Source organism: Streptomyces caelestis (assembly GCF_014205255.1).
Lineage (GTDB): Bacteria > Actinomycetota > Actinomycetes > Streptomycetales > Streptomycetaceae > Streptomyces > Streptomyces caelestis.
Genome location: NZ_JACHNE010000001.1, coordinates 4,130,772 through 4,154,590 on the forward strand (window position 1 = coordinate 4,130,772; position 23,819 = coordinate 4,154,590).

At 67.8% G+C, this 23,819-nt stretch carries 16 protein-coding genes and 3 rRNA genes; 12 read left to right on the plus strand and 7 right to left on the minus strand.

Annotated features, from left to right (window positions below):
• Positions 1-288 precede the first annotated feature (288 nt).
• Positions 289-1,836 carry an FAD-binding oxidoreductase gene (locus HDA41_RS18720; RefSeq protein WP_184985399.1) on the plus strand — a complete coding sequence of 516 codons (1,548 nt, stop codon included), beginning with the start codon at positions 289-291 and terminating at the stop codon, positions 1,834-1,836.
• Positions 1,837-1,888: 52 nt separating this feature from the next.
• On the opposite strand, the gene HDA41_RS18725 is transcribed toward HDA41_RS18720, so the two are convergent.
• From HDA41_RS18725 to HDA41_RS18735, 3 genes are all read right to left on the minus strand, one after another.
• Positions 1,889-2,608: a phosphatase PAP2 family protein gene (locus HDA41_RS18725; RefSeq protein WP_184985400.1), complete on the minus strand. Its 720-nt coding sequence runs from the start codon at positions 2,606-2,608 to the stop codon at positions 1,889-1,891.
• Between the two features lie 245 nt (positions 2,609-2,853).
• Positions 2,854-3,855: a bifunctional lytic transglycosylase/C40 family peptidase gene (locus HDA41_RS18730; RefSeq protein ID WP_184985402.1), complete on the minus strand. Its 1,002-nt coding sequence runs from the start codon at positions 3,853-3,855 to the stop codon at positions 2,854-2,856.
• A 168-nt stretch (positions 3,856-4,023) separates the two neighbouring features.
• Complete coding sequence (locus HDA41_RS18735) at positions 4,024-4,761, minus strand: trypsin-like peptidase domain-containing protein (RefSeq protein ID WP_184985404.1); 738 nt, start codon at positions 4,759-4,761, stop codon at positions 4,024-4,026.
• A 288-nt stretch (positions 4,762-5,049) separates the two neighbouring features.
• Between HDA41_RS18735 and HDA41_RS18740 the strand changes: the two genes are divergently transcribed.
• The 7 genes from HDA41_RS18740 (at position 5,050) to HDA41_RS18770 (ending at position 14,114) form a co-directional block, all read left to right on the plus strand.
• On the plus strand, positions 5,050-6,360 hold the full coding sequence (locus tag HDA41_RS18740; protein WP_184985406.1) for a S53 family peptidase: 1,311 nt from the start codon (positions 5,050-5,052) through the stop codon (positions 6,358-6,360).
• 477 nt (positions 6,361-6,837) lie between these two features.
• Positions 6,838-7,146, plus strand: coding sequence for a DUF8827 family protein (locus tag HDA41_RS18745; RefSeq protein ID WP_003991275.1), 309 nt, complete (start codon positions 6,838-6,840; stop codon positions 7,144-7,146).
• 199 nt (positions 7,147-7,345) lie between these two features.
• Positions 7,346-8,170, plus strand: coding sequence for a DUF8175 domain-containg protein (locus HDA41_RS18750; RefSeq protein ID WP_184985408.1), 825 nt, complete (start codon positions 7,346-7,348; stop codon positions 8,168-8,170).
• Positions 8,160-9,485, plus strand: a complete 1,326-nt coding sequence (locus HDA41_RS18755; RefSeq protein ID WP_184985410.1) for a hypothetical protein — start codon at positions 8,160-8,162, stop codon at positions 9,483-9,485. The genes HDA41_RS18750 and HDA41_RS18755 overlap by 11 nt, the downstream gene beginning before the upstream one ends.
• Positions 9,482-11,038, plus strand: a complete 1,557-nt coding sequence (locus HDA41_RS18760; RefSeq protein ID WP_184985412.1) for an SCO6880 family protein — start codon at positions 9,482-9,484, stop codon at positions 11,036-11,038. The genes HDA41_RS18755 and HDA41_RS18760 overlap by 4 nt, the downstream gene beginning before the upstream one ends.
• A 6-nt stretch (positions 11,039-11,044) precedes the next feature.
• Positions 11,045-12,454, plus strand: coding sequence for an ATP-binding protein (locus tag HDA41_RS18765; protein ID WP_184985414.1), 1,410 nt, complete (start codon positions 11,045-11,047; stop codon positions 12,452-12,454).
• 10 nt (positions 12,455-12,464) lie between these two features.
• Positions 12,465-14,114, plus strand: coding sequence for a type IV secretory system conjugative DNA transfer family protein (locus HDA41_RS18770; RefSeq protein ID WP_184985416.1), 1,650 nt, complete (start codon positions 12,465-12,467; stop codon positions 14,112-14,114).
• On the opposite strand, the gene HDA41_RS18775 is transcribed toward HDA41_RS18770, so the two are convergent.
• A complete protein-coding gene (locus HDA41_RS18775; RefSeq protein WP_184985418.1) occupies positions 14,103-14,672 on the minus strand; it encodes a GNAT family N-acetyltransferase in 570 nt (189 codons plus the stop codon). The genes HDA41_RS18770 and HDA41_RS18775 overlap by 12 nt on opposite strands.
• A 94-nt stretch (positions 14,673-14,766) precedes the next feature.
• On the opposite strand from HDA41_RS18775, the gene HDA41_RS18780 reads away from it, so the two are divergent.
• The 4 genes from HDA41_RS18780 to HDA41_RS18795 are packed head-to-tail and all read left to right on the plus strand — an operon-like array spanning position 14,767 to position 18,403.
• Positions 14,767-15,687, plus strand: a complete 921-nt coding sequence (locus HDA41_RS18780) for an ABC transporter ATP-binding protein (RefSeq protein WP_184985421.1) — start codon at positions 14,767-14,769, stop codon at positions 15,685-15,687.
• A complete protein-coding gene (locus tag HDA41_RS18785) occupies positions 15,684-16,463 on the plus strand; it encodes an ABC transporter permease (protein ID WP_184985423.1) in 780 nt (259 codons plus the stop codon). Before HDA41_RS18780 ends, HDA41_RS18785 begins: the two co-directional genes overlap by 4 nt.
• A gap of 24 nt (positions 16,464-16,487) precedes the next feature.
• Complete coding sequence (locus tag HDA41_RS18790; RefSeq protein WP_184985425.1) at positions 16,488-17,735, plus strand: sensor histidine kinase; 1,248 nt, start codon at positions 16,488-16,490, stop codon at positions 17,733-17,735.
• Positions 17,732-18,403: a response regulator gene (locus HDA41_RS18795; RefSeq protein ID WP_184985427.1), complete on the plus strand. Its 672-nt coding sequence runs from the start codon at positions 17,732-17,734 to the stop codon at positions 18,401-18,403. The genes HDA41_RS18790 and HDA41_RS18795 overlap by 4 nt, the downstream gene beginning before the upstream one ends.
• Before the next feature lie 61 nt (positions 18,404-18,464).
• Here HDA41_RS18795 and rrf read toward each other — a convergent pair.
• From rrf to HDA41_RS18810, 3 genes are all read right to left on the minus strand, one after another.
• Positions 18,465-18,581: ribosomal RNA gene (rrf, locus tag HDA41_RS18800) — 5S ribosomal RNA — on the minus strand.
• A gap of 84 nt (positions 18,582-18,665) precedes the next feature.
• Positions 18,666-21,787, minus strand: a 23S ribosomal RNA gene (locus HDA41_RS18805).
• Positions 21,788-22,096: 309 nt separating this feature from the next.
• A 16S ribosomal RNA gene (locus tag HDA41_RS18810) occupies positions 22,097-23,625 on the minus strand.
• The 16S, 23S and 5S rRNA genes sit together here, the layout of an rRNA operon.
• Positions 23,626-23,819 lie beyond the last annotated feature (194 nt).

Here is a 23,819-nt window from a genome sequence, read left to right on the forward strand (position 1 = left end):
AGCCTTTACCCGCGCTGGGTAACGTGGTCCTCGTGGCGCAGCAGGACGGGCTGGAAACTCCCCCCAACCTCACCGAACACCGCACGACGACAAAGGAGAAGGGCCGCTTCTGCATGGCCCACTGCAGCTGCGGCTGGCGCGGCCCGGCCAGAAGAGCGAGAAGCCAGGCGCGCACGGACGCGGAAAGGCACGTGGCCGACTGACGCTGTCGTGCCGCGGCGATGCGGTCCCCATGGAACCCTCACCCCCACCACACCGTCTCCCACGACGGAACCACCGGGAGGCCCCATGGAACGGCGCACATTCCTCGCGGTCGGCACGGCGGGCATCGCCGCGGCCGCGACCCCCCTCACCACCGCCTGCACACGATCAGACACCCGCTCCAGGGCCACGACCACCACCCACGCCACCACCGCGAAGACCGCCACCGCCGCCAACTGGTCCGCCCTCGCCCGCGACCTCGACGGCCCCCTCATCCGCCCGGGCGACACGAACTGGGCGACGGCCCGGCAGCTCTACAACACCCGTTTCGACCCGCTCAAGCCCGCCGCGGTCGCGTACGTGTCCCACCCGGACGACATCCGCACCGCCCTGGCCTACGCCCGCGCCCACGCGCTGCGCGTGGCGATCCGCAACGGCGGCCACTCCTACGCCGGCTGGTCCTCCGGCGACGGCCGCCTGATCATCGACGTCTCGAAACTCAACCGCGTCCGGGCCTCCGGCACCACCGCGGTGATCGGCGCCGGCGCCAAACTCATCGACGTCTACCGCGCGCTGGCCGCGAAGGGCGTCACGATCCCCGCCGGCTCCTGCCCCACCGTCGGCGTCTCCGGCCTCACCCTCGGCGGCGGACACGGCGTCGTCTCCCGCGCCTACGGCCTGACCTGCGACAGCCTCACCCGGGCCACGCTGATCACCGCGGACGGCAAGCAGCTCACCGCCGACGCCCGCGAGCACAAGGACCTCTTCTGGGCCCTGCGCGGCGCCGGCAACGGCAACTTCGGCGTCGTGACGGAACTGCACTTCAAGACCCACCCGGCCCCGCAGGGCGTCTCGGCGTACATGTCCTGGCCCTGGTCCAAGGCGGCCGCGGTGGTGAAGGCCTGGCAGGAATGGGGCCCGACCCAGCCGGACGAGATCTGGTCGTCCCTCCATCTGGCGAGCGCCGCCGGCGGCAGGCCGACCGTCTCCGTCGCGGCCTTCTCCCTCGGCACCTACGGCGAACTCCAGAACGCCGTCGACCGCCTCGCCGCCCGCGTCGGCGCCCCGGCGAGCAACGTCTCCCTGCGGCGGCGCTCGTACGAGGAGTCGATGGAGGTCTACGCCGGCTGCTCCTCGTTCCCGACGGACGCCCAGTGCCACCTGCCCGGCTCGACCCCGGGCCGTTCCCCGCAGGGCGCGCTGGGCCGCGAGACGTACGCCGCGGCGTCGGACTTCTTCGACCGCTCCCTCTCCGCGGCCGGCATCCGCACGCTGCTGTCCCAGATCGGGTCGGTGCGCGGCGGCACGGGCAGCATCGCGCTCACCGCCCTCGGCGGAGCGGTGAACCGTGTCTCCCCGACCTCCACGGCCTTCGTCCACCGCCGTTCCCGCATGCTGGCCCAGTACATCGCCTCCTGGCGCCCGGGCACGTCGGGCTCCACGGCCCGCTCCTGGCTCGCCTCGGCCCACCAGTCCATGCGCCCCCACGCCTCAGGCGCGGCCTACCAGAACTACACGGACCCCACCCTGACCAACTGGCGCAAGGCGTACTACGGCGACGCGGCAACCCGCCTGACGAAACTGAAGAAGCAGTACGACCCAACCCGCTTCTTCACGTATCCCCAGGCGCTGTGAGCGCCGGCCGACCCGGCCGCGCCCACCCCGCCCCAGCACCAACGGCCGTGAGCTACGCAGCGAGGTCCCGCTCGGACGCCCCCGCGGCCCGCTCACTCGGAGCCCCGGAAACCACCGCGTCCTCCTTGCCACCGTCCCCGCGGCCCCGCCCCCGACTCCGCACAAGCCACCCCACCCGAGGCGACCGCTCGACAGCCCGGGTAACCGGCGTCAACAGCGCCATCGCCACCGGCGACAACAGCAACGCCACAGCCGTACCGAGCGCGAACCCACCCACGACATCCGTCGGGTAATGCACACCCATGTAGACGCGAATGAACCCACCGAACACGGCCAGCACCAACGCGACCAGCCCGAACTTCCGATTCGCGACGAACAGCCCGACCGCCATCGCCATGACGATCGTCGCGTGGTCGCTCACGAACGAGTAGTCGTTCTTGCCGCTGACGAGCACCTCGAGACCCTCATGGTCGAGGAACGGCCGGGGCCGCTCCACGAACCCCCGTATCGGCACGTTGACCAGTACGGCGATCCCCGCCGCGAGCGGCGCCCAGATCAGCGCCGCGACGGAGGACGCCGCGTCCTCCTCGCCCCGGCGCCGCACGGACCACCAGCACCAGAGCACGAGCAGGACGATGGCGAGCAACAACCCGTACTCGCCCACGAACTCCATGACCCGGTCGAACCACGGCGGCGCGTCCTTGGCCAGGCCATTGATGTCATAAAGCAGGTCGACGTCGGGGTTCGACCCGGATTCGGCGAGTCCAGCCATGGTGCTGCGGCCCCTTCGTCGTCTCTCCCGGCGCACCTGTGTGTGCGCCGCTCCCGCCACCCCCGTGGTGGTAGATCCGCTTCCGCTGCACGCGTGCGTGACACGTGCTTCCTCACGTCTGCTCGGCTACGTCACCAGGAACGCATGGTCCCCGTCGATACGTTCCACACTCCACCGAATGATCACGCAGACGTTATCGAAGAGAGACACGTCTTCGCAGCTCAGGGTGCGGGTTCACGCTCGGCTCACACCGTCGTGGGCAGTGCTTTCGCGCCATCTTCGGTCACCCGGGTGGCCCCGAAGTAGTCGGGAGTGTCGATCGGGTCGAATCGGATCACCGCACCCGTTCGCGGCGCGTCGATCATGTACCCACCTCCGACATAAATGCCGACATGCCGGATGGCACGCGAATTGGTGAGGTCGTCCGAGAAGAACACGAGGTCACCGGGGAGCAGTTCGTCCCGCGCGGGGTGCGGCCCGGCGTTGTACTGGTCGTTGGCGACGCGCGGCAGCTTGATACCCACGGTCGCGTAGGCGGCCTGGGTCAGTCCCGAGCAGTCGAAGCGTCCGCCCTGCTCAGCGGTGCCGGTGCCGCCCCACAGGTAGGGCGTGCCGAGCTTCTTCTGCGCGTACTCGATGGCGCCGGCGGCCTGCTCGGAGGGGTCGACCCGCCCGACGGGCGCCGCGAAGCTCTCCGAGAGCGTCGTGATCCTCTTCACGTAGTTCCGGGTCTCGCTGTACGGCGGCACGCCCCCGTACTTGATCACCGCGTACGCCCCGGCGTTGTACGCGGCCAGCATGTTCTCGGTCGGATTCCCGCCAACCTTCTTCACGTACGACGCTAGTTCGCAGTCGTACGAGGCGGCCGAGGGAATCGCGTCCTTCGGGTCCCACACGTCCCGGTCCCCGTCCCCGTCGCCGTCGATGCCGTGGGTGGCCCACGTACCGGGGATGAACTGCGCTATCCCCTGGGCGGCGGCGTGGCTCTGGGCCCTCGGGTTGAAGCCGCTCTCCTGGTAGAGCTGGGCGGCGAGCAGGGCCGGGCTGATGGCGGGGCAGAGGTTGCCCCACTTCTGCACGAGGGCCGAGTACGCGGCGGGCACCGCCCCCTTGGCCAGTGCTTTCGCCCCACCGCCGACCCCGTTGGCCAGGTTCCCGGCGACGATGTAGACCCCGACGACGAGCAGCATCACGAAGGCCAGGGCGGAGCTGATCGCAACAGTCGCCACGATCCATGCCTTACGCACCGTCAACCGCCCCTCGCCGGCCAGGAGTCCGTCGCCTGGTCAGTGTAGAGGCGGCCGCCGTGCGCCGGAATGATCACGGAGAGGAGAGTCGGGGCGAAAAGGGGAACACCCAAGTGCACCAAGCGGCACAGGGCGGCACGGCCGGGGGGCAACCGGCGCACGGCCCCGTCACGGGTCGCCCGCCGCCTCCCGGTACAACCGCTCCACCTCCGCACCGAGCACCACGCTGTAGGAGACGTCGGGCGTCGTCCCGCCGTCGTCATGGCCGCCGAGGATCCCCACGACCTGCCCGTCCCCGTTCACCCAGGGGCTTCCGCTGGTGCCGCCGGCGAACCCCGGGCACTCGATGCGCTGCTGGGTGGGACTGTGCGTGGTCGGCTTGTTGGTGCAGCTGATGGGCGTCTCGCGGGAGTCGGGGTATCCGGTGAGGGTCACCGCCGTCGCCCCCGTCGCCGTACCGGTGGCGATCCGGTACCCACCGACGACGTCCTCGACTCCCTTCCCACCCCGCGGCTCCACCACGGCGAACGCCACGTCACTGTCCTCCCGCCGCCCCGCGACCCACCCGCGGGGCAGGAACCTCCGCTTCACCTTCCACACCCCGTAGGGCGCACGGCCGTCCCGGTACCCGGGCACGAACACGAGCTCCCCACGCCCGTCCAGGCAGTGCGCCGCGGTGACGACGAGATTCCGGTACGGCGCCCGCACGACGGACGCGGTACAGAAATGCCCACCGGCCGGCCGTGTCGCCCGGTCAGCGGGGACGAGCACCCCGACCCGCGCACTCCCCGCGCCCTGCCCCGCGGTGACGGTCACCCCGAAGGGCCCGGCCCCGTCGTCGGCCACCGCGGTGGACGCGGAGGTGAGGGCGACGAGAACCACGGCAATGGAGAGGACGCGCTTCATCGGCGCCACTGTGCCCGACGAAGGTGAGAAAAACGTGTGCCGCGGCCTCAAGCCCCGCTGTAGCCGGAGCCCTTGGGTCAAGCCGCGCCCATCCGGTGGCCATCGGCCCGTCACCGGCCGGTATGCCAGGCACCCGCTTCAGTAAGGCGGAGGTCAGGATTCCGAAAGCCGTCTTGTTGTCGCGTACTCAACAAGCGATCGTCGTCGCGGGTCGCCGCCCTCGCCGGGAACCGTACCGGCGGATCCCCACCCGCAGGCCTCTGTCCACCACTGCCAGGAGGCTGTACCTTGCGCACGACACCGCACAACACCCCCGCCGACCGCCGCAGATGGCGCCGCATAGGCTCCGCCGTCACCGCCACCGCCGCGCTCCTGCTCACCGGCCTCACCACCGCCGCCCACGCGGAGGCCACCCCGGCCGCCCAGGCCGCCCCCACCAAGGTCACCTGGACCCGCTCCTGCGCCCTCCCCCGGCACACGGGCGAGATGGCGTGCAACGCCCTGCGCGTCACGGGGGGCCTCACCGCCTTCCAGAAGCAGCGGGCCGAGCGGGACGGCAGCACCCCGAAGGCCGCCGACGCCTCCACCCCCTCCGGCTACGGCCCCTCCGACCTCCGGAACGCCTATGGCCTGACCTCCGCCGCCGCGAGCAACGGCACCGGCCGGACCATCGCCATCGTCGACGCCTACGACGACCCCAACGCCGAGTCCGACCTCGCCGCCTACCGCTCGCACTACGGCCTGCCCGCCTGCACCACGGCCAACGGCTGCTTCGAGAAGGTGAGCCAGACCGGCTCCACCACCGCCCTCCCCACCGCCGACAGCGGCTGGGCCGGCGAGATCTCCCTCGACCTCGACATGGCGAGCGCGATCTGCCCGAACTGCCACATCCTCCTCGTCGAGGCCAGGTCCGCCACCATGGCCAACCTGGGCACCGCCGTCAACGAGGCCGTCAGCCTGGGCGCCAGGTACGTCTCCAACAGCTACGGCGGCGGCGAGTCCTCCTCCGACGCGACGTACGTCTCCGCGTACTTCAACCACCCGGGCGTCGCCATCACCGTCAGCGCGGGCGACGGGGGCTACGGCGCCGAGTACCCCGCGGCGTCGAAGTACGTGACGGCCGTGGGCGGCACCAGGCTCTCCGCCTCCTCCACCACCCGCGGCTGGACCGAGAGCGTCTGGCAGACCAGCAGCACCGAAGGCACCGGCTCAGGCTGCTCCGCCTACGACACCAAGCCCGCCTGGCAGACCGACACCGGCTGCGCCAAGCGCGTGATCGCCGACGTCTCCGCCGTCGCCGACCCGGCGACCGGCGTCTCCGTCTACGACACCTACGGCGCCGACGGCCAGGGCTGGGCCACCTACGGCGGCACCAGCGCCTCCGCCCCGATCATCGCGAGCGTCTACGCCCTGGCGGGCACCCCGTCCAGCGGCTCCTACCCGGCGAAGTTCCCCTACACGAACACCTCCGCCCTGAACGACGTCACCAGCGGCACCAACGGCACCTGCGCCACCAGCTACTTCTGCACCGCCCGAACGGGCTATGACGGCCCGACCGGCTGGGGCACCCCGAACGGAGTCGGCGCCTTCACCGGCTGACCCTCCCGCTCGTGACGGAACGTCACGGGAAAACGCCGCCTGGGGCCGTGGGGGCCCCGAGGCCGGCAGGGGGCGAACGGGCCGCGGCAACCCAGCCGCGGCCCGTTCGCCGCGCCAGGTAGCCTTCACCCGGAGAACACCGGGACGACCACTCACCCGACCGACCGTCAGAAACGGTCCGGAAAGGTGACGGAGGTCATGAAAGGGCACAACGACGGAACCACACGACAGGTTTCGCTCCGGCCTCATTGCCCGGCGTGACCCATCGTGATACACAGAGTGACCATACGATCCTTCGTGCACCGTCCGGCGCCTCCCTTAGGGGCCGACGCGGAACGGTGGCAAGGTATTCGTACGAAACCCGCCAATCAATGACGCCAAGTCGACATCCGACAGCGTCATCGTCGGCGAGAATGAGGCCTGACCTCTGCACGACCGCAGAGGGTGCGGAACTACCCAACAGGGGCGGTGACTTACATGCTCTTTGCGGCCGATAAGGGAGACATCAACACCATCATCGGCGGGATCGCTCCGGACTGGGGCCCCTTCGGCAGCCTGGGCAACGAGGCCAAGGTGATGATCGAGGTCGTGATGGCGGTCGCCATCCTGCTCTGCCTCGGCATCGCCATCTGGGGCGCCGCCAAACAGCGCATCGGTGCCACCGCCCTGCGGGACACCTTCAGCGCCGAGCAGGGCAAGGGCCTCATCATCGCGGGCCTGACGGGCGTGTTCATCATCGGCTCACTCGGCACGCTCTTCACCATCGTGTACGGCATGGCCGTGTAGCCGGGCCCCACCCGCCCCGGCCGGCACGCCCGGCTCCCCCTCCACCCCACCCGCCCGTCGTGCCCACCGGCGAAGGTTGCGTTTCCCTGATGTCGAGTCACCACACCGCGCCCGCGCGGGAACCAGCACGGCTACCGTCGTACGAGCAGTACGACCGGTACGAGGTGTTTCCGCACGACGTCGAGGGGGCGTACGCGGCATGAGTCTCGGTGACGAGCACGAGGCCTCCGGCGGCTACGGCGGCACGGGCCAGACCCGCACCCGCCTGCCCGACACCGGCCCCGACCCCTACGGCACCCCCCGCCGCCGCTCGTCGTCCCGCAGCCTGGTCACGGTGGTCGGCGTAGTGGTCCTCCTCATCGCGGCAATCGCCTTCGCGAACCGGGGGGGCGGCGATTCCTCGTCCGCGGGCGGCAGCACCGACAAGCCCGAGGCCGCGTCGACGGCACCTTCGGGGAAGCGGCCGGTACAGGCGAAGACCGGGGGAACTCCATCGGGGTTCGCACATGACCAGCAGGGAGTGGAGAGTGCGGCGGCCAACTACGCCGTCGCGCTGGGCTCGGCCGACATGTTCGACGAAGCCAAGCGTGACGCCGTTCTGCGGGCCATCATCGCTCCCTCCCGGGTGGCCGACTTCGAAGCGAGACTGGACAAGGCGTACACGCCCGAGTTCAACAAGAACATCGGCCTGACCGAGGACGGCTCAGCGCCTGAGGGCTTCACGTTCGTGTCCCGGACGAGCCCCATCGGCACCAAGGTCACCGAGTACTCCGCCAGCAGCGCGACCGTCGAGGTCTGGTGCAGCGGTCTGCTTGGCCTTGCGGGCGAGAACTCCACGACCCCGGTCACGAACAGTTGGTTCACCATCACCATGCAACTCGAGTGGGCCAGTGGCGACTGGAAGATCGTGACGCACTCTCAGAAGGACGGCCCGACGCCCGTTCCCGGCGATGACAGGGCCTCCAGCGCCGAGGAGATGGCGAAGGCCGTCGAGGAGTACGGAGGGTTCACGTATGCCCGGTAGCTCGCACCGCGTACTCAAGCTCGTCGGCTTCGTGGCCGCCGCGCAGGCGTCCGCCGTACTGTTCGCCACACGAGCCTTGGCGGCGCCCACGCCGACACCGAGCGAGAGCGGCGACTGCTCACTGATCGCTCCTCCTGCCCGGAAGTACTGCGAGGAAGGCGGTGGCTCCGGCGGAGAGGGTGGCGGCACCTCCCGCCTGGACCCCACCTCCACCCTCGACCCCCTCTCCTCCCTCGCCAAGGGCTGTGCCGACGCCGCCTCCTGGACCGTCGACAAGCTCAGCGATGCCGTGAAGGAGACGGCGAACGTCGACTTCACGAACCCGAAGTTCCTCCAGCAGTACGCCGTCGTCTTCGCCGCGTCGACGATCCTCACGCTCCTGCTCTGGCTCCTGGCCGTGGCCAAGCGGGCGGTGCGCGGCGTCCCCCTCACCACCGCCCTCTCCGAAGCCATCGGCTTCCTCTGGCTGACCGTGCTGGCCTCCGCCTTCACCCCGCTGATCCTCTACACCGTCGTATCGGCCACCGACGGCATCACCGAGGTCCTCGCCAAAGCCACCGGCGACCAGACCGACGCCTTCTTCGGCACGTTCTCCGAGGCCCTCAACAAGGGCGAGGACATCGGCGGCGGCCCGATCATGCTGATCGTCGTCTCCCTGGTCAGCATCCTCGCCGCCGGCGTGCTGTGGCTGGAGCTCGTCATCCGCGCCGCCCTGCTCTACGTCGGCGCCCTCCTCGGCACCGTCGTCTACGCCGGCCTCGTCGACAAGAACCTGTGGGGCCACGTCCGCCGCTGGGCGGGCATCATGATCGCCGTCATCCTGGTCAAGCCGGTGATCGTCATCGTGCTCGGCCTCGCCGGCGCGCTCTCCGCCGACGACGGCCCCGACGCCTTCTCCGCCGTCGTCTCCGGCCTCGCCATCATCCTGCTCGCCATCTTCGCCAGCGCGATGATCTACCGCTTCGTCCCCGGCTTCGGCGACGAGATCGCCGGCTCCCGCAACAACCGCCTCATGCAGGGTGCCGAAGGCAAGGCCGCGGCCGTCATCAGTTCCCCGGCGACCATGGTCGCGCAGGGCATCAAGACCCACAGCACCCGCGCCGACCACAACGGCGGAGGCAGTCAGTCCTCCGCCCCCCGCCCCAGCAACCCCGCCTCCGGCGGAGTCGCCGCGCACAGCTCGCGCACCTCGAACGGCGGCGGAACTGTCCCCTCCGCCGCACCCGCACCCCGTTCGAGCAGCCCCGTCAACACTCCCCACGCCAGCAGCACCCGCAACAGCAGCACCAATCGCACGGGAGGTGAAGGGCGTTGACGACCGAGTCTCACGTGTCCCATCCGGTCACGCCCCGCCGGACATATCTGATCGGCCGCGCCCGGCCGAACGCGATCATCGGCCGCAACCGCGAGACCGGCGAGATCGCCCTGATCGTCGTGGGCGCGTTCCTCGGCATGATGTGCGGGCTCCTCGTCCCCGTGCTGTCCCTGCGCATCGTGCTGCTCGCCGGTCTCCCGATGCTGGCGCTGGCCGCCGTGTACGTGCCGTACAAGCACCGCACGTTCTACAAGTGGTTCGAGATCAACCGCAGCTACAAGCGGACCCTCAAGCAAGGAGCCACCTACCGCTCCGCCGTCGTCGAAGCGGGCACCCGGCTGGACGGCCGTGAGGTCGAGGTCGGCCCGCCCCCGGGCATCGGCCGGATCACCTGGCTCTCCGCCCCCTTCGGACCCGACGAGATCGCCGTCCTGCTGCACGCCGACCGCAAGACCGTCACCGCCGCCATCGAGATCGAGGGCCCCGGCGTCGGCCTGCGCGACAGCGAGGACCAGGAGGCCCTCGTCGACCGCTTCGGCACGCTGCTCAAGCACGTGGCCAACGGCGACGGCTTCGTCACCCGCCTCCAGATGCTCGCCCGCACCCTCCCCGCCGACCCGGACGCCCACGCCAAGGACGTCGCCGTCCGCGGCGACGACAAAGCCCCGGCATGGCTCCAGCAGTCGTACGATCAGCTCCAGTCGATGGTGTCCACCAGCAGCGAGCAGCACCGCGCCTACCTCGTCGCCTGCATGCACTACACCCGCGACCTCGCCGCCGAGGCCAACGCCATGGCCCGGGCCGCCCGCGCCCACGGCGGAAAGGTCGACCGGGACGCCGGACTCGCCGTCGTCATGGCCCGCGAGCTCACCGACATCTGCTCGCGCCTGCAGGAGGCCGACATCCGCGTACGGCAGCCGCTCGGCCAGAGCAGGCTGTCCTCGCTGATCCACTCCATGTACGACCCGGACCACCCGATCGACCACATCCAGGCGATGACGAAACGCAATGCCTGGCCGGCCGAGCTGGACGCCATGGAGCCCACCTACCTCCAGGCCAAGACCCGGGAATCCTCCACCCGCGCCCCCTGGTGCCACGCCACGGCCTGGGTGAAGGAGTGGCCGATGACCCCCGTCGGCGTCAACTTCCTCGCCCCGCTGCTCGTCCACACCCCGGACGTCATCCGCACGGTCGCCGTCACCATGGACCTCGAACCCACCGAGGTCGCCATCGAGCGCATGCTCACGGAGAAGACCAACGACGAGGCCGAGGCGTCCCGCGCCGCCAAGATGAACCGCACCGTCGACCCGCGCGACGTGGCCGCGCACTCCCGGCTCGACCAGCGCGGTGAGGACCTCGCCAGCGGCGCCGCCGGTGTGAACCTCGTCGGTTACATCACCGTCTCGTCGCGCTCCCCCGACGCCCTCGCCCGCGACAAGCGCACGATAAGAGCCTCGGCCGGAAAGTCGTACCTGAAGCTGGAATGGTGCGACCGCGAGCACCACCGCGCCTTCGTGAACACCCTTCCCTTCGCCACCGGCATTCGGAGGTAGGACCTGATGCGGGATCCGCTGTCCGTCCTCACCGACGCCTTCACCTCCTTCCTCTTCGGGAAGGTCGAGACGACCCGGCTCCCGGTGCGCACGTCCACGGGCCAGGCCCAGGCGGTCTACCTGCCCACCGCCGCCCCGGGCCTCGGCGACTCCGGCGTCATCATCGGCCGCGAGGTGTACTCCGGAAAGGGCTACATCTACGACCCCTTCCAGCTGTACGGCCAGCAGCTCCCCGCCCCCCACTGGCTGGTCCTCGGCGAGTCCGGCAACGGCAAGTCGGCGCTGGAGAAGACATACGTCATGCGCCAGCTCCGCTTCCGCGACCGCCAGGTCGTCGTCCTGGACGCCCAGGGCGAGGACGGGGTCGGCGAGTGGAACCTCATCGCGCAGGAGCTGGGGATAACTCCCATCCGTCTGGACCCGATGGCGGCCCTCGACATGGGCATCCGCCTCAACCCCCTCGACCCCGCGATCACTACGACGGGCCAGCTGGCGCTGCTCCGGACGATCATCGAAGTGGCCATGGGCCACGGCCTGGACGAGCGGGCCGGCTTCGCGCTCAAGGTCGCGCACGCCTACGTCAACGAGACGATCGTCGACCGCCAGCCGGTCCTGTCCGACATCGTCGAGCAGCTGCGCCACCCCGAACCCGAGTCGGCCGAGGCGATGAACGTCGCCATAGACGACGTACGGGCCTGGGGACTGGACGTGGCCCTCGTCCTGGACCGTCTCGTCGACGGTGACCTGCGCGGCATGTTCGACGGCCCCACCACGGTCGGCATCGACCTGGACGCCCCGCTCATCGTCTTCGACCTGTCCCACATCGACCGCAACTCCATCGCCATGCCCATCCTCATGGCGATCGTCGGCGTGTGGCTGGAGCACACCTGGATCCGCCCCGACCGGAAGAAGCGCATCTTCCTGGTCGAGGAGGCCTGGCACATCATCAACAGCCCCTTCGTGGCACAGCTGTTCCAGCGCCTCCTGAAGTTCGGCCGACGGCTGGGCCTGTCGTTCGTGGCGGTCGTCCACCACCTGTCCGACGTCGTCGACGGCGCGGCGGCGAAGGAGGCCGCGGCGATCCTGAAGATGGCGTCGACACGGACGATCTACGCCCAGAAGGCGGACGAGGCCAGGGCCACGGGACGGGTGCTGGGACTGCCCAGGTGGGCGGTCGAGATCATCCCGACCCTCACCCCCGGCATCGCCGTCTGGGACGTCAACGGCAACGTCCAGGTCGTCAAACACCTGGTCACGGAGAGCGAACGTCCCCTGGTCTTCACCGACCGCGCGATGACGGAGTCCTCCGCCGACCTCATGGACGACGCCCTGCAAGCCGCCGAACTCGAGGCGGAGGAACGGGCGGCGGCCTTCGTGGAGCACCACCTGGGCGACTCCGAATCGACGGTGGCGTAGGGGAGGACGCGTGAGACCGGACGACCGCCGCAACCGGCACGACCCCCAGGGAGGCATCCCGGACGGCCTGCTGGTCGGCATACTCGCGTTCCTCCTCGGCATGACCCTGCTGGTGTGGACGGCCACCGGCCTCGCCGCCCTGTTCGCCCACGGCTCCTGGCCGTCCGGCGTCACCTTCACGCGCACGCCCCTGGCCATGCGCGGCCTCATCGCCCAGCCCCACGACATCCCCGGCGCCTGGCCCGGCACACACCCCGGCGAACTCTCCGGCTACGGCCTGTTCTGGGGGCTGTTCATCGGCCAGCTGATGGCCCTGGTCGTCCTGACGGTGTTCGTGATGGGCACGCTGGCCCGGTGGCGGGCGGTCCGGGCGAGGCGCCGGGCGGAGAGGGTGGCGACGGCTGGAGAGCGGGCAGGGGGCGTGTACGACACCGGCGCGCCTGTGCCGCACGAGGTGGTCCCGGCACCGGGCCCGGGGCAGTACGGAGTCTCGGCATCGGCACAGTCGGGGACACCGGGCACGGACCAGTACGGCGTACCGGCATCGCCACAGCACGCGACGCCCGGCTCGGCACAGCACGACGTACCGACACCGCCGCACCCCACCCCCGCGTCGGCGCACCACGACGTCCCCACGCCCCGCCGCGCAGCCCCCGAACCCACGCACCTCCTGGAACCGACGGCGCCCCTCGCCCCGACCCCGGGCCCTCTGTTCGGTCAGGAGCGGGTGGGCGGGTGGGAGAAAATCCTCGTAGCCCCCAGGGAAGCCCGCCAGACCACCGCCACCCAGGCGGTACGCGACGCGGAGGGCCCCGCCCTGGTCGTCACCTCGAACCCCGCCCTCTGGCAGGAGACAAAGGACGCCCGGGCCAAACTGGGCCCCACCCACCTCTACGACCCCACGCACCTGTGCACCACCCCGGCCCGCCTCCACTGGTCTCCCACAGCCGGATGCGAGGACAAGGAGACGGCAACCAGAAGGGCAGCCGCCCTCCTCACCCCCGTCCGCCCCACCGCCAAACTCGACCAGGCCCTCAGCGACACCGCCGAGACACTCCTGCGGAGCTACCTGCACGCCGCCGCCATCGACGGCCGCACCATCCGCCACGTCCACCGCTGGTCCCAGGGCAGCCAGATCCAGGACGCCGTACGCATCCTCCGTACCAACCCCAAGGCCGCCCCGGGCTCCGCGGGTGAACTCGAAGGCGCCCTCACCGCCCACCCCGAACGCCGGGACATGGCCCAGCAGCTGACGACCCGTGCCCTCGCGGCCCTCTCCACGGTGAACATCCGCGAGGCCTGCACGCCCAACCGAACTGATGCCCTCGCCCTGGATTCCTTCGTCCACGAAGGGGGCACGCTTTATGTGGTGGGTGAATCCATCGAGGACCCCAGGACGAAGCCGGGCGCGATGCCCCTCCTGACGGCCCTCGTCTCCAGCGTGGTCGAGCGCGGCCGGCACATGGCCGAACGGTCATCCTCCGGTCGCCTCGACCCACCATTCACGCTCGTCCTGGACGACATCGCCGCCGTGGCCCCGCTCCCCCAGCTCCCGGAGCTGCTGGCCACCGGAGCGGACCGGGGCATGCCGACCCTGGCCCTGCTCCGCTCCCGCGAACAGGGCCGCGCCCGCTGGCCGCACGACGAACTACCCGTCTGAGAAGGGCACCCCCACAGAGCTCCGCTCCAGCACGAACTCCAACTCCCGCTCCGCGGAGTCCCCCAGCGGCACCATCAGCCCGCTCGGCACGAACCCGGCCCGGCGATAGAACCGCTGCGCCCGCCCGTTCTCCTCGTGCACGATGAGCCGCACCCGCTCCAGCCCCCGCCCCCACGCCCACTCCAGGGCCGCGTCGAACAGCACCTCGGTCAGCCCGCTCCCGCGCTCCTCCGGCCGTACGAACACGCCGACCAGATGCCCCTGCCTCCGCTCCACCGGCAACCCGGCCCAGTCGGTCGTCCCGGGCTCCTCCACGAGCACGGTCAGCGTCCCCACCCACTGCCCGTCCGGCCCCTCGGCGATGATCTGCTGCCTCGCGTCCGCCCCTTCGGCGGCACCGGCCGTCCGCTCCTGCCAGAAGGAGTCCGGCCTGGCCGCGGCCTCCTCGTAGGTCTCCAGGAAGGCCAGGTGCGCCACCGGGTCCCGCAGCGCCGCGAGCCGCAGCTCCTTCGCCGCGGCCCACTCATCAGCACGGACGGACCGGATCACATAGCTCATGTCGGCAACGGTAGTACCCGGGTACGACAGCCCTCACCACGATTACCGCCGCCGGTCCGACGACCGCCGCCCCCGCACGGACGAGCATCGAAGCATGCTGACCGCACAGGAACTCACCAAACGCTACGGCGCCCGGACGGTCGTCACCGACCTGTCCTTCACCGTCCGCCCCGGCACCGTCACCGGCTTCCTCGGCCCGAACGGCGCCGGCAAGTCCACGACCATGCGGATGATCCTCGGCCTCGACGCCCCCACCCGCGGCCACGCCACCGTGGGCGGACGCTCCTACGCCGCCCATCCCGCGCCCCTCACCGAGGTCGGCTCCCTCCTGGAGGCCCGCTCGGTCCACCCCGGCCGCACCGCCTACCACCACCTGCGCGCCCTCGCCCACACCCACGGCATCCCCCGGGCACGAGTCGAACAGGTCCTCGGCCTCACCGGCCTGACCGACGTCGCCCACCGCCGCGTCAAGGGCTTCTCCCTCGGCATGGGACAGCGCCTCGGCATCGCCGCCGCCCTCCTCGGCGACCCGGCCACGCTCATCCTCGACGAGCCGGTCAACGGCCTCGACCCCGAGGGCGTGCTGTGGATCCGCAATCTCCTCAAGTCCCTCGCCGCCGAGGGCCGCACGGTCTTCGTCTCCTCCCACCTGATGAGCGAGATGGCCCTCACCGCCGAGCACCTGGTCATCATCGGCCGCGGCCGCCTCCTCGCCGACACCACCGTCACCGACTTCGTACGCGACTCCGGCGCGGGCACCGTCAAGGTCGTCACCCCGCAGGCCTCCGACCTCGTACCCCTCCTCACCGCACCCGGCGTCGACATCACCACCGACGCCCCCGGCACCCTCCAGATCCGCGGCACGGACGCCCAGCACATCGGCCGCACGGCAGCCGCCCACGGCATCCCCCTCTACGAACTGACCCCCAACGCCGCCTCCCTGGAGGAGGCCTTCATGGACCTCACCCGCGACGCGGTGGAGTACCCGGCGACCCTCGAAGGAGCTCCAGCATGACCACGGCGACACTCCCCTTCCGCGTGACCCCGGCCCGCGTCCTGCGCTCCGAGTGGCACAAATTCCGGACCCTGCGCTCCACCTGGATCACCCTCATCGCCACCAGCGCCCTCACCGCCGCCATGGGCGCGGGCCTGGGAGCCGCCTACGACGGCACCGGCGAGGGCGGGATGGACACGGTCGTCTTCATCCTGCTCGGCACCCAGTTCGCCCAGATCAACCTCGGCGTACTGGGCATCCTCGCCACGGCTGGCGAGTACTCCACGGGCCAGATCCGCGCCACGATGACCGCCGTCCCACGCCGCCTGCCCGTCCTGTGGTCCAAGGCAGCCGTCCTGGCCGCGATCGCCTTCCCCCTCACCCTGCTGACGAACCTGGTCACCTTCCCCCTCGCCCAGTCCTTCCTCGCCGGCACCGACCAGTCCGCCGCCCTCGGCGACCCCGGCGTCCTGCGCGCCCTCGCCGGCAACGCGGCCGGCCTCACCCTGCTCGCCGTCCTCGCCCTCGGCATCGGCGCCCTGGTCCGCTCGGTCCCGATGGCCATCGGCGCCTTCATCGGCCTCATCATGATCGTCCCGGAGGTCCTGGCCATGCTCCCGTACGACATCGTCGACAACGCCGTCCGCTACTTCCCCGGCAAGGCCCTGGAAACCCTCACCACCGCCCAGCCCCTGCCCGGCACGGCCTCCCCGGGAGCCGCCCTGCTCGCCATGATCCTGTGGACGACGGCGACCCTCACGCTGGCCGCGACGGTCCTACGCCGCCGAGACGTCTGACAGGCGGTATCGGGAACCCTCACGATGGACCCCGTGACGGAAGACCGGGCAGCGGAGCCCCTCACCGACTACGCCCACCGCCTCACCCGCAGGCTGCGCGCCTTCGACCGGCGCCATCCCCTGCTGTGGGACCTGCACATCACCGGTTTCTGGGTGACAGCGGCCCTGATCGACTGCCTCGGCGGCGGCTGGCGCCACAACGCCCACAACCTCGACCTCCCCGGCTGGCTCCTCATCACCCTGAGCCTCGGCCTCTCCATCCCCCTCCTCTGGCGCCGCACCCACCCCCGGGCCGTCCTCGCCGCCATGGCCCTCTTCGCCCTCGTCAACGCCTGGACCGGCGCGGCCCTCCAGGCAGCCCTGCTCCAGCTCGCCGTCGTCTACCACATCGCCCTGCACCGGCCTCTGCGCAACCTGTGGTGGGCCACGGCCCTGGTGATCGCCCCGGTCCTGGTGTCGGTCGCCCGCCACGGGGAGGGCACCTGGGACCAGCAGGTCGGCTCGCAGCTGATGTCCATCACCGTGGCCGCTCTCATCGGCGTCACGGTCCGCACCCGCCGCAACTACACCGAGGCCCTGGAGGACCGCGCCCGCCGCCTGGAGACCGAACGCGACCAGCAGGCCCGACTCGCCACCGCCGCGGAACGCGCCCGCATCGCCCGCGAAATGCACGACATCATCGGCCACAACCTCTCCGTCATCACCGGCCTCGCCGACGGCGGCCGATACGCGGCCGCCAAGTCCCCGGAACGCGCCGCCCAGGCCCTCGACGCCATCGCCACCACCAGCCGCCAGGCCCTCACCGAACTCCGCCGCCTCCTGGACGTCATGCGGGAGGAGGAACAGAACAACCAGGCCGACCTGACCCCCCAACCCGGCCTCACCGACCTCGACCGGCTCCTCGACGGCGTCCGCTCCGCGGGCCTCCCCGTCCACACCACCACCCACGGCAGCCCCAGCATTCCCCCAGGCCGCCAGCTCACCGTCTACCGCGTCATCCAGGAAGCCCTCACCAACACCCTCAAACACGCCGGCCCGGGCGCCACGGCGGAGATAGAGCTGTCCTACGAGGGCAAGGGAGCCGTGACAGTGACGATCACGGACACGGGCAACGGCAGCCGAACCGACGGCCCGGCCCGAGACGGTCGTGGACTTCCCGGAATGCGTGAGCGAACCGCCCTCTACGGCGGCACACTTGAGGCCGGCCCCCGCCCGCACCCCGAGCAGGGCTGGCGCGTCCGCCTGCACCTTCCGGAGGAAACCCCGCAGTGACCACGGTCCTCATCGCCGACGACCAGCCCCTCCAGCGCTTCGGCTCCCGCATGCTCCTGGAGAGCCAGGACGACATGACGGTCGTCGGCGAGGCCGCGAACGGCAGTGAAGCGGTCCGCCTGGCAGCGGAACTGCACCCCGACGTCGTCCTCATGGACATCCGCATGCCCGGCCTGGACGGCATCGAGGCGACCCGCCGCATCACCGCCGCCGGCGACCGCACCCGCATCCTGATCGTCACGACCTTCGATCTGGACGAGTACGCCTACGCCGGCCTCCGCGCAGGCGCCTCCGGCTTCCTCGTGAAGGACGCCCAGCCCGAGGAACTCCTCTCCGGCATCCGTGCGGTGGCCACCGGCGACGCGGTCGTCGCCCCCAGCCTGACCCGCCGCCTCCTCGACGCCTACGTCCACCACCTGCCGACCGGCCCGGCTACGGACACCGCGCCCGAGGAGGACCCCCGCCTCGCTTCCCTCACCGACCGGGAGCGGGAAATCCTCACGGTCATCGGGAAGGGCTGGACGAACACGGAGATAGCCACGCGCCTCCACCTGGCCGAGTCGACGGTGAAAACGCACGTGGGCCGCATCCTCGCGAAGACCGGTTCCCGCGACCGCATTCAGGCGGTGATCCTGGCGTACGACACGAAGCTGGTCCAGCCGTCGTGAAAGACCCTCGCGGAAACACAAAAAAGGCCCACACCGTAAGGTGTGGGCCTTTTCAATAATTGTTCGGCGGCGTCCTACTCTCCCACAGGGTCCCCCCTGCAGTACCATCGGCGCTGTAAGGCTTAGCTTCCGGGTTCGGAATGTAACCGGGCGTTTCCCCTACGCTATAACCACCGAAACACTATGAAACTGTCAGCCGCACCACGTGTGGCACGTGGGGCTGTTCGTGGTTTCAGAACCAACACAGTGGACGCGAGCAACTGAGGACAAGCCCTCGGCCTATTAGTACCGGTCAACTCCACACGTTACCGTGCTTCCATATCCGGCCTATCAACCCAGTCGTCTACTGGGAGCCTTACCCTCTCTAGGAGGTGGGAGTCCTCATCTCGAAGCAGGCTTCCCGCTTAGATGCTTTCAGCGGTTATCCCTCCCGAACGTAGCCAACCAGCCATGCCCTTGGCAGAACAACTGGCACACCAGAGGTTCGTCCGTCCCGGTCCTCTCGTACTAGGGACAGCCCTTCTCAAGACTCCTACGCGCGCAGCGGATAGGGACCGAACTGTCTCACGACGTTCTAAACCCAGCTCGCGTGCCGCTTTAATGGGCGAACAGCCCAACCCTTGGGACCGACTCCAGCCCCAGGATGCGACGAGCCGACATCGAGGTGCCAAACCATCCCGTCGATATGGACTCTTGGGGAAGATCAGCCTGTTATCCCCGGGGTACCTTTTATCCGTTGAGCGACGGCGCTTCCACAAGCCACCGCCGGATCACTAGTCCCGACTTTCGTCCCTGCTCGACCCGTCGGTCTCACAGTCAAGCTCCCTTGTGCACTTACACTCAACACCTGATTGCCAACCAGGCTGAGGGAACCTTTGGGCGCCTCCGTTACTCTTTAGGAGGCAACCGCCCCAGTTAAACTACCCATCAGACACTGTCCCTGATCCGGATCACGGACCCAGGTTAGACATCCAGCACGACCAGACTGGTATTTCAACGACGACTCCCCCTGAACTGGCGTCCAGAGTTCACAGTCTCCCAGCTATCCTACACAAGCCGAACCGAACACCAATATCAAACTGTAGTAAAGGTCCCGGGGTCTTTCCGTCCTGCTGCGCGAAACGAGCATCTTTACTCGTAGTGCAATTTCACCGGGCCTATGGTTGAGACAGTCGAGAAGTCGTTACGCCATTCGTGCAGGTCGGAACTTACCCGACAAGGAATTTCGCTACCTTAGGATGGTTATAGTTACCACCGCCGTTTACTGGCGCTTAAGTTCTCAGCTTCGCCACCCCGAAGAGTGACTAACCGGTCCCCTTAACGTTCCAGCACCGGGCAGGCGTCAGTCCGTATACATCGCCTTACGGCTTCGCACGGACCTGTGTTTTTAGTAAACAGTCGCTTCTCGCTGGTCTCTGCGGCCACCCCCAGCTCGAGGAGCAAGTCCTCTCACCAAGCGTGGCCCCCCTTCTCCCGAAGTTACGGGGGCATTTTGCCGAGTTCCTTAACCATAGTTCACCCGAACGCCTCGGTATTCTCTACCTGACCACCTGAGTCGGTTTAGGGTACGGGCCGCCATGAAACTCGCTAGAGGCTTTTCTCGACAGCATAGGATCATCCACTTCACCACAATCGGCTCGGCATCAGGTCTCAGCCACATGTACGACGGATTTACCTATCGCACGGCCTACACCCTTACCCCGGGACAACCACCGCCCGGGCTGGACTACCTTCCTGCGTCACCCCATCACTCACCTACTACCACCTTGGTTCGGCGGCTCCACCACTCCCCTTTGCCCGAAGGCTCCAGGACGGCTTCACGGCCTTAGCATCAGCGGGCTCGATGTTTGACGCTTCACAGCGGGTACCGGAATATCAACCGGTTATCCATCGACTACGCCTGTCGGCCTCGCCTTAGGTCCCGACTTACCCTGGGCAGATCAGCTTGACCCAGGAACCCTTAGTCAATCGGCGCACACGTTTCTCACGTGTGAATCGCTACTCATGCCTGCATTCTCACTCGTGAACCGTCCACAACTCGCTTACGCGGCTGCTTCACCCGGCACACGACGCTCCCCTACCCATCACAGCCGGCGTTGGCCGTATTGCTGCAATGACACGACTTCGGCGGTACGCTTGAGCCCCGCTACATTGTCGGCGCGGAATCACTAGACCAGTGAGCTATTACGCACTCTTTCAAGGGTGGCTGCTTCTAAGCCAACCTCCTGGTTGTCTCTGCGACTCCACATCCTTTCCCACTTAGCGTACGCTTAGGGGCCTTAGTCGATGCTCTGGGCTGTTTCCCTCTCGACCATGGAGCTTATCCCCCACAGTCTCACTGCCGCGCTCTCACTTACCGGCATTCGGAGTTTGGCTAAGGTCAGTAACCCGGTAGGGCCCATCGCCTATCCAGTGCTCTACCTCCGGCAAGAAACACACGACGCTGCACCTAAATGCATTTCGGGGAGAACCAGCTATCACGGAGTTTGATTGGCCTTTCACCCCTAACCACAGGTCATCCCCCAGGTTTTCAACCCTGGTGGGTTCGGTCCTCCACGAAGTCTTACCTCCGCTTCAACCTGCCCATGGCTAGATCACTCCGCTTCGGGTCTTGAGCGTGCTACTCAAACGCCCTATTCGGACTCGCTTTCGCTACGGCTTCCCCACACGGGTTAACCTCGCAACACACCGCAAACTCGCAGGCTCATTCTTCAAAAGGCACGCAGTCACGAGAATGAAGACAAGTCTTCATTCCGACGCTCCCACGGCTTGTAGGCACACGGTTTCAGGTACTATTTCACTCCGCTCCCGCGGTACTTTTCACCATTCCCTCACGGTACTATCCGCTATCGGTCACCAGGGAATATTTAGGCTTAGCGGGTGGTCCCGCCAGATTCACACGGGATTTCTCGGGCCCCGTGCTACTTGGGTGTCTCTCAAACGAGCCGCTGATGTTTCGACTACGGGGGTCTTACCCTCTACGCCGGACCTTTCGCATGTCCTTCGCCTACATCAACGGTTTCTGACTCGTCTCACGGCCGGCAGACCATGAAAGAGAGATCCCACAACCCCGTATACGCAACCCCTGCCGGGTCTCACACGCATACGGTTTGGCCTCATCCGGTTTCGCTCGCCACTACTCCCGGAATCACGGTTGTTTTCTCTTCCTGCGGGTACTGAGATGTTTCACTTCCCCGCGTTCCCTCCACTTGCCCTATGTGTTCAGGCAAGGGTGACAGCCCATGACGACTGCCGGGTTTCCCCATTCGGAAACCCCCGGATCAAAGCCTGGTTGACGACTCCCCGGGGACTATCGTGGCCTCCCACGTCCTTCATCGGTTCCTGGTGCCAAGGCATCCACCGTGCGCCCTTAAAAACTTGGCCACAGATGCTCGCGTCCACTGTGCAGTTCTCAAACAACGACCAGCCACCCATCACCCCACCTTTACAGGCGAGTTCACTGGGGCCGGCGACTGAGGAAAAATCCATTCCCTCAGACACCCAACAGCGTGCCCGACACAGCCAGCTGACCAGATCAGCGTTCCACGCTCCGAAGAGCAGTACTAGCGCCTAATCCATCCTGGACCGTGCCGAGTAGTCAACGTTCCACCCATGAGCAACCAGCATCAGACATTCGCTGATGTACTGGCCTCTGACCTCACCCCGAAGGGATCGGTAAGAAGTGCTCCTTAGAAAGGAGGTGATCCAGCCGCACCTTCCGGTACGGCTACCTTGTTACGACTTCGTCCCAATCGCCAGTCCCACCTTCGACAGCTCCCTCCCCACAAGGGGGTTGGGCCACCGGCTTCGGGTGTTACCGACTTTCGTGACGTGACGGGCGGTGTGTACAAGGCCCGGGAACGTATTCACCGCAGCAATGCTGATCTGCGATTACTAGCGACTCCGACTTCATGGGGTCGAGTTGCAGACCCCAATCCGAACTGAGACCGGCTTTTTGAGATTCGCTCCACCTCGCGGTATCGCAGCTCATTGTACCGGCCATTGTAGCACGTGTGCAGCCCAAGACATAAGGGGCATGATGACTTGACGTCGTCCCCACCTTCCTCCGAGTTGACCCCGGCGGTCTCCCGTGAGTCCCCAACACCCCGAAGGGCTTGCTGGCAACACGGGACAAGGGTTGCGCTCGTTGCGGGACTTAACCCAACATCTCACGACACGAGCTGACGACAGCCATGCACCACCTGTACACCGACCACAAGGGGGACCCTGTCTCCAGGGTTTTCCGGTGTATGTCAAGCCTTGGTAAGGTTCTTCGCGTTGCGTCGAATTAAGCCACATGCTCCGCCGCTTGTGCGGGCCCCCGTCAATTCCTTTGAGTTTTAGCCTTGCGGCCGTACTCCCCAGGCGGGGCACTTAATGCGTTAGCTGCGGCACGGACAACGTGGAATGTTGCCCACACCTAGTGCCCACCGTTTACGGCGTGGACTACCAGGGTATCTAATCCTGTTCGCTCCCCACGCTTTCGCTCCTCAGCGTCAGTATCGGCCCAGAGATCCGCCTTCGCCACCGGTGTTCCTCCTGATATCTGCGCATTTCACCGCTACACCAGGAATTCCGATCTCCCCTACCGAACTCTAGCCTGCCCGTATCGACTGCAGACCCGGGGTTAAGCCCCGGGCTTTCACAACCGACGCGACAAGCCGCCTACGAGCTCTTTACGCCCAATAATTCCGGACAACGCTCGCGCCCTACGTATTACCGCGGCTGCTGGCACGTAGTTAGCCGGCGCTTCTTCTGCAGGTACCGTCACTTTCGCTTCTTCCCTGCTGAAAGAGGTTTACAACCCGAAGGCCGTCATCCCTCACGCGGCGTCGCTGCATCAGGCTTTCGCCCATTGTGCAATATTCCCCACTGCTGCCTCCCGTAGGAGTCTGGGCCGTGTCTCAGTCCCAGTGTGGCCGGTCGCCCTCTCAGGCCGGCTACCCGTCGTCGCCTTGGTGAGCCATTACCTCACCAACAAGCTGATAGGCCGCGGGCTCATCCTGCACCGCCGGAGCTTTCGAACACCTTGGATGCCCAAGATGGTCAGTATCCGGTATTAGACCCCGTTTCCAGGGCTTGTCCCAGAGTGCAGGGCAGATTGCCCACGTGTTACTCACCCGTTCGCCACTAATCCCCACCGAAGTGGTTCATCGTTCGACTTGCATGTGTTAAGCACGCCGCCAGCGTTCGTCCTGAGCCAGGATCAAACTCTCCGTGAATGTGTACCGGTAATCCGGTGCAACACCACGAGAGCGGAACAGCCAGGCGGAATAAGCCCGGCCGTTCACAGCGTCCTCGCTGTGTTTTTTCAAAGGAACCTCGCCCCAGCTGATGCTGGAGACGGGGTATCAACATATCTGGCGTTGACTTTTGGCACGCTGTTGAGTTCTCAAGGAACGGTCGCTTCCTTTGT

Coding starts and splice junctions, on each gene's coding strand:
- HDA41_RS18790 (WP_184985425.1), top strand. CDS start 16,488: ATGGACCCCGTGACGGAAGACCGGGCAGCGGAGCCCCTCACCGACTAC.
- HDA41_RS18780 (WP_184985421.1), top strand. CDS start 14,767: ATGCTGACCGCACAGGAACTCACCAAACGCTACGGCGCCCGGACGGTC.
- HDA41_RS18785 (WP_184985423.1), top strand. CDS start 15,684: ATGACCACGGCGACACTCCCCTTCCGCGTGACCCCGGCCCGCGTCCTG.
- HDA41_RS18735 (WP_184985404.1), bottom strand. CDS start 4,761: ATGAAGCGCGTCCTCTCCATTGCCGTGGTTCTCGTCGCCCTCACCTCC.
- HDA41_RS18755 (WP_184985410.1), top strand. CDS start 8,160: ATGCCCGGTAGCTCGCACCGCGTACTCAAGCTCGTCGGCTTCGTGGCC.
- HDA41_RS18765 (WP_184985414.1), top strand. CDS start 11,045: ATGCGGGATCCGCTGTCCGTCCTCACCGACGCCTTCACCTCCTTCCTC.
- HDA41_RS18775 (WP_184985418.1), bottom strand. CDS start 14,672: ATGAGCTATGTGATCCGGTCCGTCCGTGCTGATGAGTGGGCCGCGGCG.
- HDA41_RS18745 (WP_003991275.1), top strand. CDS start 6,838: ATGCTCTTTGCGGCCGATAAGGGAGACATCAACACCATCATCGGCGGG.
- HDA41_RS18725 (WP_184985400.1), bottom strand. CDS start 2,608: ATGGCTGGACTCGCCGAATCCGGGTCGAACCCCGACGTCGACCTGCTT.
- HDA41_RS18750 (WP_184985408.1), top strand. CDS start 7,346: ATGAGTCTCGGTGACGAGCACGAGGCCTCCGGCGGCTACGGCGGCACG.
- HDA41_RS18720 (WP_184985399.1), top strand. CDS start 289: ATGGAACGGCGCACATTCCTCGCGGTCGGCACGGCGGGCATCGCCGCG.